The sequence below is a fragment of the Halorubrum sp. BV1 genome, from assembly GCF_000746205.1.
Classification (GTDB): Archaea; Halobacteriota; Halobacteria; order Halobacteriales; family Haloferacaceae; genus Halorubrum.
On the sequence record NZ_JQKV01000001.1, the window covers coordinates 768,692 to 787,386 of the forward strand.

14 protein-coding genes and 3 pseudogenes are annotated in these 18,695 nt (G+C 50.4%); 9 read left to right on the plus strand and 8 right to left on the minus strand.

Features of this window, described 5'->3' with window-relative positions; all coding sequences use genetic code 11:
• Positions 1–5: 5 nt before the first annotated feature.
• Both EP28_RS03785 and EP28_RS03790 read right to left on the minus strand, forming a co-directional pair.
• The gene (locus EP28_RS03785; protein ID WP_049982658.1) at positions 6–1,076 is read right to left on the minus strand and encodes a glycosyltransferase family protein; all 1,071 of its coding nucleotides are present in this window, start codon (positions 1,074–1,076) and stop codon (positions 6–8) included.
• Between the two features lie 216 nt (positions 1,077–1,292).
• Positions 1,293–2,150, minus strand: a complete 858-nt coding sequence (locus tag EP28_RS03790) for a class I SAM-dependent methyltransferase (RefSeq protein WP_049982659.1) — start codon at positions 2,148–2,150, stop codon at positions 1,293–1,295.
• A gap of 628 nt (positions 2,151–2,778) precedes the next feature.
• On the opposite strand from EP28_RS03790, the gene EP28_RS03795 reads away from it, so the two are divergent.
• The 3 genes and pseudogenes from EP28_RS03795 (at position 2,779) to EP28_RS03800 (ending at position 5,250) form a co-directional block, all read left to right on the plus strand.
• Entirely contained in the window at positions 2,779–3,714 is a 936-nt protein-coding gene (locus tag EP28_RS03795) for a glycosyltransferase family 10 domain-containing protein (RefSeq protein ID WP_196219596.1), read from the plus strand.
• Between the two features lie 252 nt (positions 3,715–3,966).
• The gene (locus EP28_RS14640) at positions 3,967–4,101 is read left to right on the plus strand and encodes a hypothetical protein (RefSeq protein WP_255358266.1); all 135 of its coding nucleotides are present in this window, start codon (positions 3,967–3,969) and stop codon (positions 4,099–4,101) included.
• 350 nt (positions 4,102–4,451) lie between these two features.
• Positions 4,452–5,250 (plus strand): annotated as a pseudogene (locus EP28_RS03800) (IS5 family transposase).
• Positions 5,251–5,442: 192 nt separating this feature from the next.
• On the opposite strand, the gene EP28_RS14060 reads toward EP28_RS03800, so the two are convergent.
• The 3 genes and pseudogenes from EP28_RS14060 to EP28_RS13645 all read right to left on the minus strand — a co-directional run bounded on the left by EP28_RS14060 (position 5,443) and on the right by EP28_RS13645 (position 8,504).
• Complete coding sequence (locus tag EP28_RS14060) at positions 5,443–5,601, minus strand: hypothetical protein (RefSeq protein WP_155118426.1); 159 nt, start codon at positions 5,599–5,601, stop codon at positions 5,443–5,445.
• Between the two features lie 1,059 nt (positions 5,602–6,660).
• Positions 6,661–7,264: pseudogene (locus EP28_RS03805) on the minus strand (transposase).
• Positions 7,265–7,748: 484 nt separating this feature from the next.
• Entirely contained in the window at positions 7,749–8,504 is a 756-nt protein-coding gene (locus EP28_RS13645; RefSeq protein ID WP_080506044.1) for a glycosyltransferase family 2 protein, read from the minus strand.
• Positions 8,505–8,652: 148 nt separating this feature from the next.
• Between EP28_RS13645 and EP28_RS13650 the strand changes: the two are divergent.
• Positions 8,653–9,416, plus strand: a pseudogene (locus EP28_RS13650) (IS5 family transposase); the annotation flags it as partial.
• Between the two features lie 128 nt (positions 9,417–9,544).
• On the opposite strand, the gene EP28_RS13655 reads toward EP28_RS13650, so the two are convergent.
• Positions 9,545–10,486: a glycosyltransferase family 2 protein gene (locus EP28_RS13655; protein ID WP_080506045.1), complete on the minus strand. Its 942-nt coding sequence runs from the start codon at positions 10,484–10,486 to the stop codon at positions 9,545–9,547.
• 139 nt (positions 10,487–10,625) lie between these two features.
• Complete coding sequence (locus EP28_RS13660; RefSeq protein ID WP_080506046.1) at positions 10,626–11,777, minus strand: sulfatase-like hydrolase/transferase; 1,152 nt, start codon at positions 11,775–11,777, stop codon at positions 10,626–10,628.
• Positions 11,778–11,943: 166 nt separating this feature from the next.
• On the opposite strand from EP28_RS13660, the gene EP28_RS03815 reads away from it, so the two are divergent.
• The 5 genes from EP28_RS03815 (at position 11,944) to EP28_RS03825 (ending at position 17,221) form a co-directional block, all read left to right on the plus strand.
• Positions 11,944–13,005 carry a GDP-mannose 4,6-dehydratase gene (locus tag EP28_RS03815; RefSeq protein ID WP_049982662.1) on the plus strand — a complete coding sequence of 354 codons (1,062 nt, stop codon included), beginning with the start codon at positions 11,944–11,946 and terminating at the stop codon, positions 13,003–13,005.
• Between the two features lie 5 nt (positions 13,006–13,010).
• Positions 13,011–14,030: an alkaline phosphatase family protein gene (locus tag EP28_RS14065; RefSeq protein ID WP_155118427.1), complete on the plus strand. Its 1,020-nt coding sequence runs from the start codon at positions 13,011–13,013 to the stop codon at positions 14,028–14,030.
• A gap of 38 nt (positions 14,031–14,068) precedes the next feature.
• Complete coding sequence (locus EP28_RS03820) at positions 14,069–15,010, plus strand: GDP-L-fucose synthase family protein (protein WP_049982663.1); 942 nt, start codon at positions 14,069–14,071, stop codon at positions 15,008–15,010.
• 100 nt (positions 15,011–15,110) lie between these two features.
• Positions 15,111–16,004: a glycosyltransferase family 2 protein gene (locus tag EP28_RS13665; RefSeq protein ID WP_080506047.1), complete on the plus strand. Its 894-nt coding sequence runs from the start codon at positions 15,111–15,113 to the stop codon at positions 16,002–16,004.
• Positions 16,005–16,009: 5 nt separating this feature from the next.
• Entirely contained in the window at positions 16,010–17,221 is a 1,212-nt protein-coding gene (locus EP28_RS03825; protein WP_230455251.1) for a glycosyltransferase, read from the plus strand.
• Between the two features lie 72 nt (positions 17,222–17,293).
• On the opposite strand, the gene EP28_RS03830 is transcribed toward EP28_RS03825, so the two are convergent.
• Positions 17,294–18,637: a sulfatase-like hydrolase/transferase gene (locus EP28_RS03830; RefSeq protein ID WP_080506048.1), complete on the minus strand. Its 1,344-nt coding sequence runs from the start codon at positions 18,635–18,637 to the stop codon at positions 17,294–17,296.
• Positions 18,638–18,695: the final 58 nt, after the last annotated feature.

The window sequence follows — 18,695 nt, forward strand, 5'->3', positions numbered from 1 at the left end:
CCAGTTCAACCCCACCCGAGGAGGGTACCTATCGCCTTCTTCGACGTGGTGACTACCCCATCCTCACGTAACGACTTCATGGCAGCGCGCACCTGCGTGCGGGCGACCCTCCCACCCGACCTCAAAGTCGACACCAAGCCCTTCTCTCGGAGGGACCGCCCTATCGCAATCGCTCTCCGTCGTCCGGTCACGGGCCCACCCAGCGCAGTGAATCCGAGTGTACTCAGTACCCCGGCCTCCCGCATCGACTGTCTGAAGACGGCGAACGAGCGTTCGACCTGTCCGGAATCAAGACTGACCGCAACGGGTCCCCCCTCAGGAAGGCCTTCGTTCGTGTGAATCGGATGGTATATTCGCCGCCCGGTGTCGCTGTTGATCTTCGACGCTATCTCCGGTATGTTGGGGGCTCGGCCGTGGATGATCTTCACCTCGCCGACGACATACTGTGGGAAGGGAATTCTGAACCGGTACTCGGGGGATATCAGTCCCACATTCACGTTCGTCTGGTAGATCGCCTCCCGGAACGCGGGCTGATCGTTGTCCAGCTCGTCCCACTCCGACAGGTGTCTGTCGAATATCTCCTCCCACTTCTCCAGCAGCTCGTCGGTCGTATCGGAACGCTTGAACCCGAATATTCCCGCGTGGAGCATCGGGAAGGCATCGGGCGCTCGGACCTCCGGCAGGGTACTCTCGGACTCCGGCCGATAGATGTCGAGCCTCCTGCCCGTCTCGTCGGGCGCTATCACGTCGAACCGCTCCAGTAGCTCAAACAGGTCGGAGAGGGCATCCTTGTCGACCACCCAGGTGTCGGTGTCGAGATACACAGTCCGCTCGAACGGCGTGCGGTCCAGGTTCTCGAGCCGCACCGACAGCCAGTCCTGACGGTTCTTGACTGTCTTGTCGACGGGGAGCACCTCGTCGAAGCAGTCTTCCTCCTGTTCCTGGTTCGTGATGATGGCAATGGGGTAATCGATTCCCACCTCCCTGAGCCGGTTCGCAGACTCCACAGCTTCCTCGAAGAACTCCTGACCCAACGCGGTATATAGGATGCCTTCCTCTGGGTCATACGAAGCCATACCGGATCTGTCGGGGCCTGTGTATAAAAAGACCCGGAGCTTCGACTGCCCGATGGATCAGTGGGCCCGTTGCAGGGGAACAGCCACATCGCACGTCTCCGTGGCTACCTGCCGTGAGTTTGCCGCTGCACCTGCTGTCCACCACCAATGAAAGGGCGTCTTCGGTCCGGCCCACCACGCTACGAGAATCGCCCAGCGACGTGAGGAATCCAGGCCTCAGAGGTACACAACGCCGATACCGCCCCAAGTTTGGTTCGGATGAGAGATGAACTCTTCCGTCGAATACTCGCCTTTGAGCTCTGCCCAGAACTGATCGACCTCGCAACCCGGATGTGTGTCCGTCCATTTCAGATGGCGGTCTTCCACCTCAGTACTGTCGCGCCGCTCTTCGACCGCCTCGGGGTCGTCTGGGTGGGTTACGATATCGTGGAACGCGACGATGCCGTCGTCGGCCATCAGGTCTGCGTACATCTGGAAGTCCTGCTTGACGCCTTCGTAACTGTGATCGCCGTCTATGAAGAGGAAGTCGATAGACTCCTGGTCGTCCAGGATATCGTCTCTGACCCGATCATACGTCGACTGGTCATGGGAATCCGCCCTGATGAAGCGCAGTTCCTTCCCGGGTGAGAAGCTCTGGAACAGTCCGATCTTTCTCTCGTCGTCCGTGAACAGACCGCCCGGCAGGTCTATACTTATGAACTTCGATGCGGTGTCAAGATGTCGGCACCAGACGTAGAAGGCCCCTCCATTCGCCGTACCTATTTCCATGATGGTTTCGGGGTCGTACTCGTCCACTACCCTCGTCAACTCGGCGAGCTCCTCCCGTAGCTGCAGGGCATGCAACACGTAGTCCCCGTATCCTGGTTCGACATCTAAGACCGTGTCCAGTATCTGTTGTAATCCGTTCTCAGAGGCCATACGCTTCCGTACAGCCCGCTTCGTCAGCGAATATTCAACTGGGTTGACGACCAGAGCGCGTGACAAGCGGATGACTCCGTGATTCCATATCTTCCTCATCAGGGGAAATAGACCCTCTTCCTTGTATACCCGGACCGCCTGCGCGAAGAGATTCATGCATAATCTCAGATGTCGTGTCGGTATTAAGGTTCGGTATCGCTCGACGGAGCGCTCTCGTTGACCGCTCTACCAGCAGCCGAATTTGCCTCGGAGCCGGACCGTTTCTCCCAATTATTCCACTCGGGCGCTCTCCGGCGCTGGCGTGCATGAATCGCCATCCGGAGTTAGGCCGTTCCGGATTAAGGTACTGTGGTACCAGCCGGCAACCGAGCGATCGAGGAACGCGTGACGGTAATCCCACCATCCTTGGGGTCAGGCTCATCTGTGGTCCAGAGAGTGACGGGAAGCGTACTGGCTCAGCCGAGTGCGGGCTCAGTTGGTCACGGAGGTCAATCCGTGTGGCTCTGCGAGAAGATACGGAAGGAATAAGTGTGTCTTTTTCAATTATCAATTATCGAAAGGACCCAGGTGTGTTTCCACGAGTCCGCCGGTGGCCGGTACGCCGTCGAGGGTGCGTTCGAGTCTCTAGAGCGTGCAGTTCCCCGACCAGATCTGGCGGTTCCGAGGACATGACGGAGCCAGTGTACGACCTGTTCGGCGACTGGGTGACATCCGGCGTCGTTGCCGCCACTGTCCGTTCAGAACCAACACGCACAATCACGAGGAAGAACTGCAAATGAGATCGGTGGCTATCCATCCGGATACACGGTGGGGCGTAAGCATCGAGGAGTTCCACGACGACCTGAGGCGGTTCACACCCGACAGGAGCGGCCGCTGGGGCGGTATCGAGGCCGTCAAAGACCCATCAGCTGCTGACTATCATGTGGTGTTGAATAGTGCGCGAGAGGTACCGGACGCCCCGACCGTACTGTACTGCCTTGAGCCTCCCGTCATCCCCCAATGTGAGGACTGGGACAAACTGGACGCCGAGAGCTCGTTCCCCGCAGGCCGTAGTCGTCGACCCCAGCTATGGCACATCGGGAAGGGCACGGAACGCGACTACGACTTCTTCGACCGGCTCTCCCAACCGGAGAAGTCCCGCAGGCTCTCGTGGATAACCACGGACAAGGGCAGGGACATGAATCCGCTTGAACGGGTCGTCAGGGAGGGATTCCAGAAGATCGGCTACAGGATGCACGAACGGAAGCCCCTCTCACGGTTCAACTTCCCGACGGACGGCCACATTCTCCGGATGAAGTTCCTTGATAGGCTCGTCGACACATACCCGGGAATCCTCGACCTGTACGGGAGAGGCGACTTCACATGTGACGCGTACCGAGGACCGCTCGACGACAAATGGGCTGGCTGTGCCTCGTATAAGTACTCCCTCGCAGTCGAGAACTACCAGGGTCCAAACTATTTCAGCGAGAAGGTGGTCGACCCGCTGCTCGCCTGGAGCGTCCCCATCTACTGGGGGTGCACGAACCTTGAGGAGTACCTCCCCGAGGAGAGCTTCATCCGTATCGACATCGAGGCGAACAACGCTCCCGAGCGACTCCGGGAGATACTTGAGAACGACGACTGGGAGCAGCGGCTGGACGCCGTCGCCGAGGCCCGCCGCCGTATCCTGAATGAGTACCAGTTGTTCCCAACCATCGAGTCACACATAGCGGGTCTATGACCGATGGGGGTAGCTGCGATGGTCCGCTATCGCCACGGGTGACTGGGGAACGGACCGTCCCCGAGAGCGTCAGCCCGACGAAACCACCCGGGGAACTGCAGTCACGACCCGTCCAAACGACAACCCCCGGTCGTGTCGCCGTGGCCCCTTGGTGGACGCCGGGACTCGTTCGGTCTTGTCATCCTGAAGGTCGTACGCCACGGCCAATCATCGGATATAATTCTGTGAGCATCATTGGTCGGGGTAGTATCAATGTCCGAGGAGAAGGTTTCGACGAGGGAGAAGTTCGCTTCGATAAAGCAGGTAATCCTCCAGCGGCCGCTGGTCCTGACCTTCATCGCTGTTTTTAGCTTCTTCACGGCCCTGTTCATCAGATATCTTAGTTGACTCTTCTTCTTGCCGGGTCTCCCCTGTCCCCGGAACCGCACGGAATACGTGGCATCACCGAGGCTCGGCCGAATTCGCCCAGTTCGTACGAGATCATGAATGAGGCCCTCGTGTTCGAGGAGGCCTAGTTGCAGCCAGTCTCGCCAAGCACGCGCTCGGGATCATTCACCTCGGCAAAAGCGAGACTATCCTCTGTTTCTTTTACCTCATGAGTGCCACATAGTAGTAGATGGTCTCGGGAACGGGTACAGGCTACGTTGCCTTGTTTTGCCCCCAATTAACGGAAGTTTCAGACGCTCTCGCAGAGAGATTCTGTCAAACTAACCGGGGAATGGACGCCGTCTGGCGATATGGTATCGCTCAGACGGCTGGCACAGTTGTGTCGAGATCTTGCCAAGCAGCACGTTGAGGATCCGGACGTACCCGCCGCGCCGGATGGACGGGTACGCCGAGTGGGTGCAGATCACGTTGATTCTGTACCACGTCGAACTGGAAAAGAGTCTTCGCGAGACCGAAGACTACCTCAACGAAATGCCCGGCGTCCTCACCGTATTTGATCTTACCGAAGCACCGCACTACAGCTCGTTTTGTCGACGAGAAAACGAGTACCGAATACGTGAACCCCGCCGTCTGCTCCGCCGAAATGCGGAGCAGGCGGGCTGGGGTGGTGATGCTGCGATTGACGCGAGTGGTTTCCAGCGCGATCAAACCAGCTACCACTACCGCGACCGCGCAAATTACTCGTTCCACTCGATGAAGACGACGATCTTGATCGACGTGAATTCGCTGGCGATCAAGGACGTTCATTACACGAATCAGAAGGCGTGGGACGGCCACATTGGAATGCAGATCTTCTGCCGGAACGCAGAAGAAATGCGTGTGTTGTCTGCTGACGCGAATTACTCGTGGAGCGACCTCCGTGAGGAGTGTCGCTCCAACTGAACGCGACCGTTGATCAAGCACAGGGAACAAAGACCATTGCAGAAGGCTCACAATGCCCGGATGAACGAGGATTACAACCAGCTCTGGATGAGTGAAACGGGCTTCTTGCAGTTGAATGAAGACGACGGCGAGAAGCTCTGCTCCCGGAACTGGCCGTGCCAGCTCCGGGAGCTCACACGGAAGTGCATCATCCATAACCTGACATAGGTTGGGAGTTAGGGCCCGCCGCCTGCTCCTCTTCTCCGGACTTATTCGAGAGAGGAATCGCCGTCGTCACCTGATCGAGGGAGTAAGATACCATAGTTTTGACCTTTTGATGACCATCGCTAGCGGCAGCTACTGCATTCTCTGAGTTTAAGTACCAGTCTTTGACGCCGTGAAACCGTGAGGTTGTCGACCCTACCCCGACGCAGTCTTGCGTTCAATAATGCAAGATACCTCCAAAAAGTCCTTCGCGTGATCCGAGCACCGGACGCCCTCGCGGACGGCGTCGGTGTTGACGGTGTCGTCGACCACCCGAACGGGCTCGGCGTCGCGGTCGCCCCCGAGGACGTGCAACTCCGGTTACGCCATGCGAACCGGCAGACTACCGACCAAATCTCCAGCCACCTCGTCCTGAGATAACAGCGTTAGAACGAAACTGTCGGCACCGTCAATACTGCTCGACACCTGCCTCACCTATCGCCTGAGCAAACGTCCCGGCGTGGTCGTCGAGGTAGAGCGGGGCGTCGGGACGTTCCAACCCGACCCGGTCGGCGTACTCTTCGCGGATAGCCTGATGCGCTTCTAAGTAATCCTCGTTGAGCGACAGCTGTTTTTACAGAGCTCCTTGTCGACCGCTGGAACACCGGACGGCTCGGCAAAGGGGTCAAGCGGGGAATCGGACGCCTCAGGCGGGCGGATAATGGCTAGAACTGGTCGAGAGTAACATCGAGGTACTTCTCGGCGAAGATACGCCACCCGTGAAAGTGTGGTGTAGAATCCGACGAGCGGTTTCGCGAGGGACATTTCGGCCTTCGCGAGGGCGAAGAGATACGGTGTACCTTCAGATCGTCGAACCCCGAATAGTCTTCGGCATACGCCGTGAAGCCGAGCGCCGCGAGATGAGGGAACACCTCGGTCGTCCTCCTCGACGAGGAGCTCGGCCGGGATGTCCTCCCACAGCTCGCGGTACTTTGTCGCGACGTACGCTATGTCTGACGCCTGTTGCTTACCGTATGCGTACCCGGCATCGTCGCGATCCGGCACGTCGAAATTCTCGGAACTCGTCGGGGTCGAAGCTCCCGCGAGAAAGGCGACTCAGGCTTTCATTCAACAGCAAGAGCGTCATGTACTTGTCGCGGGTCGTTTTGTGCTCGGTGATAGCCTGGTAAAGTGTCTGAAGTTCATCCCTCGCCTAGAGGGAGAGGATCACTTTATCCCGTCGGTGTACTCGAGGTCAGTCGCCTTGTATTGTTTCGCCAGCTCCGTTTCGGTGAGCTACTCAATCTGCTCTTCGCGGTCCTTGGCCGCTTCTTGAATACACACCCATAGAGGCTGTGTTGAATCGTTGTAGGGCGTGGAGATTCACTGTTTGACGAAGTGATTGATGTTAGATACAATACATATCAGAGCGATTTATCGGGACTCACGGAACCACATCTGCGTTCGCACGGCGAAGCCAAGCGAGCGCTTCACAGCCGAGTTCGCGGTTTCGGTCATAGAGCGCTGACTGTAGCGGATATCGTCGATTCTAGCGTTATGTGCGTGGTCGTACGAAGCGAAGATACGGTGTTTAATCAGCGGTCTGATCCCGAGGTCGCGTAATCCTTACCGAAGCGATTGCTTGTCATAGCCTTCATCGGCCGCAAGAGTCCTCAGATCGCCTGCTTTCCGGCGGTCGATCTGTTCAGTAAGGTTTGGGTCGCTTCCTTCTCGATTCTTGAGAAGTGAACGTCAAGGACGGTTTCGTGCAGCTGCGCCGACTGGCGCAGCAGCACTCGACACACGCTCATACTGATCGGTCGAACACCTTACACAACGTTGACAGCGCGGAGAGATCGGCCGGATTGAGGCCGGTCTCTCCGGTTATTTGTGGCATCTCTTTGAGCGGGTCGATCGTCATGCAGTATGATGAATCGAGGTAAATCCGCAGACAATGAAGGGAAACAAGTACATAGTCGACAGTAACTCTTCGAGCAACCGGCGCAACTTCCCCGATGAAGCGGGAGATTTGGGTCATGAACAACTGAAGTCTCCCGCTTCAACTCCTTTGATTTAGCGGCCTACCCCGCTTCAGTATGGCGATTCAACACAGCCGAATCAAACCATCTCTAGCCTCAGATCGTATCGAAGCGCATCATTGAAAACGAATGGGTTTTGTCTAACCATCGAGAGTCAATCGTTCTATTCCTCGATATTTACTGCTCGGCACACTAGCCTCCCGAACCCAAACTGGCAGTAGAGCGCCCTTCGTAACACTGAGAAAATCGAGAGTCTCGCCGGTGATAAGTCATGATGACCACCCCTTCGGGACACACTCCGTTCAGAGGGCGTCCGACTGTTGTTGTGTCATCGGATGGGTACTGCAAGTCGATCCCGATACAAACCGCCTGCTTCACACTCGTCTCTATTGGACAAAAACCAATGCAAACTCCATGATGTGCTCTTCACGCACGCTAGGGATATAGCAGAATTTTATATTATCAGAGCAAGAAATCCGGAAATCAATCGCTATCGAATATATTTACTGTTAGAAATTGTTTTATTCGACCATAATTTCTAGCTAGATTTCCAATTGATTTCACAAATGTTCCTTTAATCGACAATTCTTCATGAATGTATTGTGAGGGTGTAATTAAACTATTTACAATCATCAAACTCTGGTTTGATGGTGATAATTCTTTTTTTTCGAACCAATATATATCAGATATTCCGAGTTGGTATCGTTTTTTCCAGAATTCTCTTATAGAATCTACAAATGTGTGGTAAACCACAAGATCTGGTTCATATATAATCGGATATTCGTACAACGTACGTTCAGCAAATTCAGTCTCTTCATGCCCCCATTGGAAATTCTCATCAAAATATCCAACATTATTAAAAACCTCTCGACGAAAAGCCATATTGGCGCCCACAATTGAAGTAGTGTACTTTGATTCTTCTCCTTGATCATAGTCCGCACCATAGGACGAGAAGATATCATCTTGCGGGTTCACTACCTTCCCTGCTATTATCGGATGTTGTTCCAGAGCTGACGAAACTATAGATAAGTATTCGACAGTTGGCTTCGCATCATCATCAATAAAAACTAATTTATCAGCTGTTGCCTCTTCAACTCCCTTATTTCGAGCTTTGGAGATCCCGTCATCACGACGAATAACTATCTCGTAATCGTCAAAATTACTTTTATTAAATATCGGTATACAATCTATCTCTGACTTTGGTCGGAGAGTGACCACAATAACACTAATCTCTACCATCTTATCTGCAGCTAATTTGGAGAAGTTAATAAACTATTGATATGAGTGGGCTAACTGTCGATTAGGATGGACAAAGTGAATTATAAAGTAGTTACTGGCTCTGTCGAAATCCTCATAGATTTACATGTTTACCGTGTAATCCTACGCGGTGAAGGGCCTCTTGAAGTCGCAGCTACTCCGGTTTACTGAAAAGGCGATCCATCTGGCACGCCGAGCGGTCTCCCAATACTCCTCAAAACACCGCTTTACACTCCCACAACATGTTGTTCCACTCTGTTTCAAAGTTCGGAAGAACACGACCCATCGTGGGCTGCTTGACGAATTAATCGAGATGCCACGTATCCGTCGTGTTCCTGAGTTAGCCGAATTCCTACGTCATCAACACTTTGTAAGGCGTTCAACGGGCTTGATATAGCTGTATAGCGTGTTATATTGACTCTCTCAGCGACGCTGCTTCCGACGAGTGGAGTTGTTGGTGTTGACGCGTCAGGAATCTATCACAGCCACGCCTCAAAACACTACACAAAACGAGCCGAGATCACGATTCAGCAGCTCAAAGTGACGTTGCTGGTCGATGCGAAGGTAAACGCGAATCTCGATCTACATGTAACTACGACGCAAAAACACGATAGCCAGATCGCTCCGTCGTTGATCAAACGCAACCCCGAGACTATCGATCTCCTGCTCGGAGACAGAGGCTACGACGACCAGAAAATCAGGTGACTTGCCCGTCAATACGAGATTCGGCCACTGATTAAGCATCGTGAATCCACGTCACTTCAAAAGGCATGGAACGCACGCTTAGACACTGATCTCTACGGGCAGCGAAGTCAGTCCGAGACTGTCAACGCAACGCTCAAGCGGAAGCGCAGTGGGTTCGTCCGGTCACGGCGCTGGTGGAAACAGTTACGTATTCCCAATTCAATCGCCCATCGCGAATTTCGATCTCGCTCCACAAACGATAAATTAGTCCACGCAATACGGAGGGGCGGTCGAATTCTGCTACAGATCCGCAGAACTCGTTCGCATCATCCTCTAACTTAACCACTAATCTTATGATATATAGATTTTATATAGTTCGGTAGTAGCAAACTGGCATGACATCCTATATTATATTTGTTTTCTTCGCTTTTATGTAGCCACGAATAATAATCGAGAAGCATTGAAATGTAGTTTCTTTCTTCTCGGTTCATTCGAACAGAATATTCGATGATATACTCTTCCATCGACTGTAAGGTTTTCATTGCTCTTTTACTTGACAAATTGTCAATTATAAGTGGTTTGTTTTTATTATATATATACTGACTAGCGTTGTACTTCTCCTCGTTATTGAGTCGGTTTGAGATACTATCCCTATGGTGTCGATACTCTGTGAGTACCTCTTGGCAATAATCCACTTTTGTTTCTGCTGCTGCTCGAATTTTTAGGTCCCAGTCTTCATATACGGTCAAATTTTCGTCATACATACCAATCTTACGTATTATATTGGTGGATATTAATTCATTCCGATAGAGTGATCTAGTTGGCCAGTCACGGCTGGCGTTCTCTGCCAAGATTTTCCCTGTTGGTGGTTGCGAATTGTTAAACCATATATCTTTACTATTCCCACCTGAATCTATATTTCTAATGTTAGAGTAAACAATTCCCACATCAGGGTTTTTAATGTATTTCTGGTGCTCTATTTTTAATTTATTTGGTCTAAAACGATCGTCACCATCAAGAAAAGTCACAAGATCACAGTTGACGTTTTCCAGAGCAATGTTGCGCATCTCTGGAATATTAATGCTAGCGGGAATGTACACTGATTTCGCGTGTTGGTACTTTTGTTCATAGGAGTCGATAATTGAACGAGTACCATCTGTGGATCCCGCATCAACAAGTATTATCTCGTCTGGCTCTTTATTTTGATTGAGTACACTTTCGATTGCGTCAGATATGTATTTGGCTTCATTGTGAGACGTGATGATTACAGAGATGTTCATATTCTATCTGACTATTCCAGTATCTTTTAGATTACGCTATTCCAGAGCGGTGTTTAGATACACTGTCCATATAGCGACAGAGTCTGAGCTACTCGTCGGCATTGATTCAACAGTGTTCCTAAGTACACAACCAAGATTTTTACATATAACCGAGGGATTCTAGCTGATCAACTGTTTCTTGATCTACCTTCTCTTCTCCCGTGTTCTGTCTTTTTTGAAATTGTTCGAATATTTTCTCACATTCATCTAGTGAAATTGAAGGGTTACCATACTTTTTCATCCCCGGTGAAAATTCACTGAACGTTGATCGGAACCCGTCACCACCGATGAATCTATTCGGGCTCATATTCCAACGAAGATATCCATAGATTATTAGAGCTTTTAAATATCCGCCCTTTGTCTTCACGAATCCGCCATCATGATCCCAATAGCTCTGAATCATTCTTCGAGAGTCTAAGCGAGTGCTCGAATAAAATACGGATTCATACTGATTATATCCTGGACGATAAACTTCCTCACCTATCTTAATAGAATCCCCGTCCATCTTTTTCGTCTGTATTCCTAGTAGCTCACAGACTGTTGGCGCAATATCGATATGGCGAATACACCCATCCCGTCTACCAGGGTCGATATCCTTGTGGTAGAATAGTGTTGGCACATACACACTCTCTGGCCGGGCTAAGTGATTGTGTCCCACGTATCCATATTCTCCAACACGCTCGCCGTGGTCTCCTAAATAAACAAATAGTGTGTTATCAGTCACATTATAATCTTTCGCTTGCTGAATGAGGTTCTGAAATCGATCGATTGAGCCACTAACTGCATTTTGATAATCTTCGCGCATCTGCTGAATGGAGGATACCGAATCAAAGTATTCCTCGGAAGTCTGTTGTCGAGTAAATTCCTCCCAGTCAAACTGGTTGTACGGGGCATGGCCAGCAGGATCTCGAATTAAATAGACATACGGGCTATTAATTCTCTCAAGATCTTTACTCGGTGGGTTCCGCAAAACATCTGTAACAGGATGGTGCTCCATTGACGGCGATATCGCACAGTCTGTTTTAGGCAAGTTAAGAAGTGTCTGTGTATCAGGACAAAGTTGATGCTGGAATCCTTCAACTCCGTGGGATGGGGGGTACAGTCCAGACACAATCGAAGCGAAAGAGGTAGGCGTATGTAGTGAAGAAGCGATCGTCTTGTAGACAGCACCAATCTCACTGATGTCTTGTTCTACCGCAGTATCGTATCTTACAGCATCAGCAACATATATCACGACGTTATCAATGTCCATACTCTGCTAGACGATGTAGAATGTAATAAGCTTCAACAATTCGATTCTCAATTGGTGGCATGCAAGCAGGCAAGAATTCACAGGTACAGCATAGATTGTAGTTTGTATATCATAGTACCAGACCGAATGATACACGTTTATTTGTGAGTCCAACGCTAAACCAGTTATGAACCTTGCATCGGAATTTGAGAATCGTCCTGTATTCGTGACCGGAGCTGACGGCTTCGTCGGCTCACATCTCACCGAACAACTAGTCAAATTTGGAGCGGACGTTCGCGTGTTCGTACGCGCCACTTCAAGTGGAGAATTGCGCAATATTCGACACCTCCGCGATGATATAACTGTCCACAGAGGAGATCTCCGTGATAAACACTCTATCGAGCAGGCAATGCGGCCGTTGAAAGAATATTCGGATACAATCATATTTCATCTTGCTGCACAAGCTCACGTTGGTGAATCGTGGGATCGGCCTTACGAAACAATTGATACGAACGTTGTTGGAACACTCAATCTCCTTCAAACTGTTATCGATCTCGATCTAGATATTTCGAAATTCGACACGGCTGGAACATCAGAAGAGTATGGCAACATTGATGATCAAATGGCGACAAAGCACGATTTTGACGATGATGGCCGTGTACTACTTAGTGAAAGATCGCCTGTTAATCCGACATCAGTCTATGCGACATCAAAACTTGCGGCCGATTTCCTCACAATGAATTATCACGATGCGTACGGTCTCCCAGGAGTCACGACTCGGATGTTCAATAATTATGGCCCGAGACAAAATCCGAGATATATTACCGGGACAATTATTACGCAAGCCTTGGAACGAGATATTGTTGAACTAGGGAATCTAAGCCCCAAACGTGACATGTGCTACGTATCAGACGGCGTTCGTGGTCATATGCATGTGGCATTAGAAGGAAGCCCAGGTGAAGAATACGTATATGGCTATGGGGAAAATATATCTATGCAGGAGTGGGCTAGTCTGCTGCTAGAAGTTGGGAAAAAAGAGGGGTACTGGGATGATCCGAAAATCGTACAGCGTGATGATCGCTATCGCCCTGGAGATAGTGATGTTGAAGAGTTGCTAGTCGGATATGAGAAGTTGAACAAAGAAACCGGCTGGGAGCCTGAAATATCTTGGAAAGATGGGGCAAAGAAAACGATAGAATGGTACGCAAACAATCACGAAGCGTGGTATGGACGGGTTGATTGGAAATGACTCACATGGAGGATAAATTCAAGAAACTAAAAACCATTTACGATGAAGAAGGGACCCTAGCATTACTTCAAAAATCAAAAAAGCATATACTTAATAAATATCATCCAAAGCCAGCGGTAGCAAATAACTCTACCCGGAACTCGGTATGGTTTACTAAATATTTATACAGCATGTATTTTGATCTTAAATATGGATCTGGAACAGATGTCATGGACGAAGAATGGGATACACTAATTTTGTTAGACGCTTGTCGGTTTGATGATTTTTCCGAGGTTAATACAATTGAAGGTGATCTGCAGTCGAGAATTTCAAAAGGTGTCGACAGTAACGAATTCATTCGTGAAAATTTTCTCGGAAATGAGTTTGCAGATACGGTATATGTCACGGCAAACCCACATGTGAGTATTCTTGACAAGTCGGTTTTTCATGATATTATAACTGAACCGATCTCTGATTGGGATTTCGAATATCAATGTGTTAAGCCAGAAACGGTGACTAAATTTGCGAAAAAAGCTCATCAGATGTATCCCCACAAACGGATTATCGTGCACTACATGCAGCCACATGATCCCCCATTAGGTCCTATTGCAGACGATTTGCGGAGTCAGCATCAAATTGGAGGAACTGATCCGAATTCTAACCAATCAACTGATATGAGGATCATGGAACTAGTTGCAGATGGAAAAATAGATGAAAAAAGAGCACATCTAGCATACCGCGAAACTCTTCAGATCGTGTTGTCTGAAGTAACTGACCTATTAGAAGACGTATCCGGAAAAGTGGTGATTAGCTCAGATCATGGCGAAATGTTTGGTGAAGATCCATATCCCTTTTTAGGAAAGCTGTATGAACATTATAAGAATCCAAAAACAATTGAGTTGTGCAAAGTGCCGTGGTTAGTCGTAGAGAACAATCACGATCGGAGAGAGATCAACAAAAAAAGTATAGATGAGTCGAAACAATCCAGTAGTACAATCTCATCATCTGAGATTGAAGAGCAGTTGGAGGCGCTCGGTTACAAATAATTAAAGTACAAGCCCATATTCCCTTATTATAAGCTTAAATGATAGACACAAACGATTCAATTGTTGTTACGGGTGGTGCTGGTTTTCTCGGTTCGCACCTTACTGAGGAACTCCAGTCCAGAGGGTATGAAGAGGTTTTTGTTCCCCGTAGCTCAGAGTATGATCTTCGGAATCCAGGTGCGATAAAACAGCTGTACGAGGATATCGAGCCAGATGGAGTCATTCATGCCGCGGCAACTGTTGGTGGAATAGGCGCAAATCGTGAACGGCCAGGAGAATTCTTTTATGATAATGCGATCATGGGCATTGAACTTATTGAACAAGCTCGGAGATACGATATTAAAAAATTTGTCACACTTGGAACAATCTGCTCATACCCGAAGCATACCCCCGTTCCATTCTCTGAGGAAGATCTGTGGGATGGATACCCCGAAGAAACAAACGCTCCCTACGGAATCGCCAAGAAGGCGCTTCTTACCCAAGGACGTGCATATCGGAGACAGTATGGGTTTAACTCAATCCACTTACTTCCAGTCAATCTTTATGGCCCTCGAGATGATTTCGATCCTAAAACATCACATGTTATTCCGGCAATCATTAAAAAGTGTATAGATGCGAAAAAGCAGGGAAATGATTCAATCACTGCGTGGGGTACTGGGGAGCCGACACGAGAGTTCCTGTACGTAACTGATGCAGCTCGTGGTATTGTTGATGCAATGGAAGATTACAACTCACCAGAACCAATGAACCTCGGATCTGGGCATGAAATATCTATCAAAGAGTTAATAAGAACAATCGTTGAAGTGACAGAATATGAAGGTGAAATCATATGGGATCGTTCCAAACCAGATGGTCAACCGCGCCGGTGTTTGGATATATCAAGAGCAAATAAAAATCTTGACTGGGAACCAAAAATTGAACTTAGAGAAGGAATCAGAAGTGTTGTTGATTGGTACCTGGATCAGAGATCAGATGTCTAGATGAATAATTAAGACTATTCTGGGCAGATAGCGCGTTTTTTATTCTGGCTATACACTCTCTTCAACAAATCTTATCACATCAGTTGTCGTTCTCTCTGATATGGATCGCCCACTCGTTTCAATCGTTACGCCCTCATACAACCAATCAGAGTATATAGAGGACACACTACAATCCGTTCAAAATCAAACTTACAAGAATATTGAACATCTCGTGATTGATGGTGGCTCAAATGATGGGACCCAAGATATACTTCGAAAGTACGAGAGTGAATACAATTTGCAGTGGGTATCAGAATCTGATGAAGGTCAGTGTGATGCGATAAATAAAGGCTTTAGCCGAGCAAACGGCGATATTATCGCTTGGTTGAATTCAGATGATGTTTATTTTGATACGAAAGTGTTCGAACGTGTCGTTGATTATTTCCACACACATAATGAAGATGTTATATATGGGGACGAGGTTCTTATTGATAAAGCCTCTACAATCACGTCTGTGGATGCGCGCCCTAAGTTCGATGCATCAAAATTGTCGTATAGGATACTACTCGCACAAGCAGCCTCGTTTTTTCGGCGAGAAGTTATTGAGCAAGAAAAACTCAGGGTTGATTTGCACTACTGTCTTGATCACGAGTACTGGCTACGACTCTCACAAAAATTCTCATTCAGACATGTTCCAGATATATTAGCCGGATTTAGAGTATATGATGAACAAAAGTCTCAAACGTATGACCAGATATCCAAAGAATTTGACGATGTGATTCAGGGGTATGATAGCTCTACACCGGGGATATTCTATTCGTTGTTTGATAATAGTCGAATAGAACTATCACGGTGGAGACGAGCAGCAATTTACACGTACCGGCTTCATCAAAATCCACCAGAATTTGCGTTTGATGGTGATTTAGCACCTCTGTTCAGGATGCTCACAAATATTCCACCTGGAAAAGATGACGCAGTAAAAGTGTGGAGACGTTATTGGAATAGTACTGGTTGATACATATGAACGCCGCGCAAGTCGTCCCCTACGTCACGTACCCTCCCAGAATGGGGGGCGATCATCGCACACATGGACTGATGAAGGAGTTCCCGGAACTTAGCGACTCCGTCATCCGGTACTGTCAGGGCGGGACGCCAGCGATGTACCGGTCGCTCGATCTCCGTCGGCACGTCACGATCGCGGATGGGTACGAGGAGAGACGTCATCTCCACCCGATTCACGAATTTCCGAAAGCGCCGATGCTGCTCGGCTATCCGAATCTCTTTGCCAGCACCTCACTCCGTTTAGCGAGCGACGGTCTAGACACTATACTCAACGACGCCGATGTCGTCGTCGTGCGCGAACCGTGGCAGTTGCCGTACGTGCTCGATCACGCGAAACCGGACGCCCCAGTCGTGTACTCAAGTCACAACGTCGAGACTGAACGGTTTGGCGACATCGATCAGCCGATGTGTGCCGATCGAGTAGCAAAACGCGTCGACACATTGGAGCGACGCGCAGTCGAAGAAACCGACGCGGTGATCTGCACGGGCAACAGAGACGCCGACGTGTATCGCGACCGGTACGATCCCGGCGGACCGATGATCGTCGCCCCGAACGGGGCGTACGAAGACGACGTTCGAGAACACCGTCCGGATTCCGACGGTGCACGTCGAGTCCGACGCAAATACGACATCGCCGACGACGCCACCGTCTCACTGTTTATGGGGAGTAACTACCGCCCGAACGTCGAGGCCGCTGAAGCGGTCGTCGACATCGCTCGAAACATGACCGAGAGAGACGCGGATTTCGAGTTTCTGATCCTCGGCGATGTCGGTAGCGCTCTCGATGACCGTCATCTCCCGCAAAACGTCACGACGACCGGATACGTCGAGGAAGATTTCGAGTCGCACTTCGATGCGGCCGATGTCGCACTGAATCCGATGGTGTCCGGTGGTGGAACCAACATCAAACTCATCGAGTATTTCGCACGGAGTTTGCCGGTGATCTCCACGCCGTTCGGTGTCCGCGGGATCGAGGTACGTGATCACGAACACGTTGTGGTCGCAGAGAGAGAGACGACTGCAGACGAGATAGAAGAGCTCGGAACAGATACCGACCGCCGAAAGAGACTCGGGAACGCTGCTCGCCTGCTCACCGAAGAGCAATACACGTGGGAAGCGTCATCACGAACCGTTCGCTCGCGTCTTCACGAGCTGTTTGGTCCGTTCTAAGCAGATCTCCACTGTCGTACGTGGTACACACGTTCGGCTCACAGATTAATCAAAGTGGTCTGAATGGAGTGACTACTTGTATCCTAGTTCCTCCAGCCGACCTTCAACAACACTCGAGACTTCGGTTTCAGAGTCGTTTTCATCGGGCCACGGTGGAAGGTTCTCACACAGTATGTGATAAATATCGTCAGGCAGTTCGGCAGTTTCCTCTTCGGGAAGTGTGTATCCTACCTTGACCTCGTGACCCTTGGAAACGAGCAGCTTGTAGTCGCGATAGTAGATCGCTTTCTTTTCGTGTCCGCTGAGGCTCCCCTCAATGAGGACAGTTCGATCATCAGAGTGTTCCTCACACAACGATCGACCGGACGATTCTGGGAAGTCGCTCCCGGTCACGTCCGCGAACGTGACAGGGAGATCGATCAACGACGTACTGCCATTCATCGGCCAGTCGGCGTTCGTGAGTAGCGGGACGCGTGCCACCTCTTCGTAGGGAGCACCGCCGTGATCGACGCAGCCGGATCCGCCGAAGTGTTCGAGATCGAATTCGAGGTGCTCCCAGTGGGCCTCACCGTGATCTGACGTGATGACGAGCAGCGGATCGTCGAGGCGTTCGTTCACCTGGGTTTCAAACGATTCGAGAGCCTCATCCACGTAGTCGACGGAGGCCCGGTACAGTCGACGCCGGTGCTCCCGATAGTCCTGACATCTCCGATCACAATCGAGATCCGTCTGAAATCGCCAGTTCTCCAGGTCATCTATCGAGTCGTCGACCTCGTGTCTGTGCTTGTATTTTTCCGGTGGGGTAACGGGTGCGTGTGGATCCGCTAAGTGGAGAAACGCGAATGTCTGTTCTCGCCCCTCCACCCAAGTGAGATAGTCGTCGAGTATCTCGGCGGCATCGGCAGTGATCGTGTGATACAGTTTGTGTGTCTGGAATCGCCCGGACAGTGCGACGAACGGCGTGTCGTGACCGAACCCACCGTACGTTTCGTACCCGGCACCTGCGAGGGCTTCTGTGATGGTGATTTGCTCCTCGTCCATGCGCGGTGGAAGTCGGATGCCGTCCGTATCGTCGAGATCGTCCGTTTGTCGCATTGCCCCGTGCTCGTGAGGATACTGTCCTGAAAGAAGAGAGGAGACGGCCGGGAACGTCCACGTTCCGGGGGAGACCGCTGTTGTTCCGTTCAGACTGGATAGATACGGAGTCAGCTCTGCGTTGACGTGGTCAGCTCGCAACGCATCGACGACGATACAGACGATGTGATCTGGAGCGGATTCCGCGCGGTGACCCGAGGGGAGCGATTTACTCCCAAACTGTCTATTTGCCTTTGAGGTTTGATAATAGTCATACGGAACCGCAAGCCCCCGCTTGACCGAAGGTGGAAGCGACGTGATGAGCTTCCGTTTGAGATCCATACGGAGGGACACACACGACCGTACTTTGACTCTTCGGGAATGCAGGAGCTACAAGCAT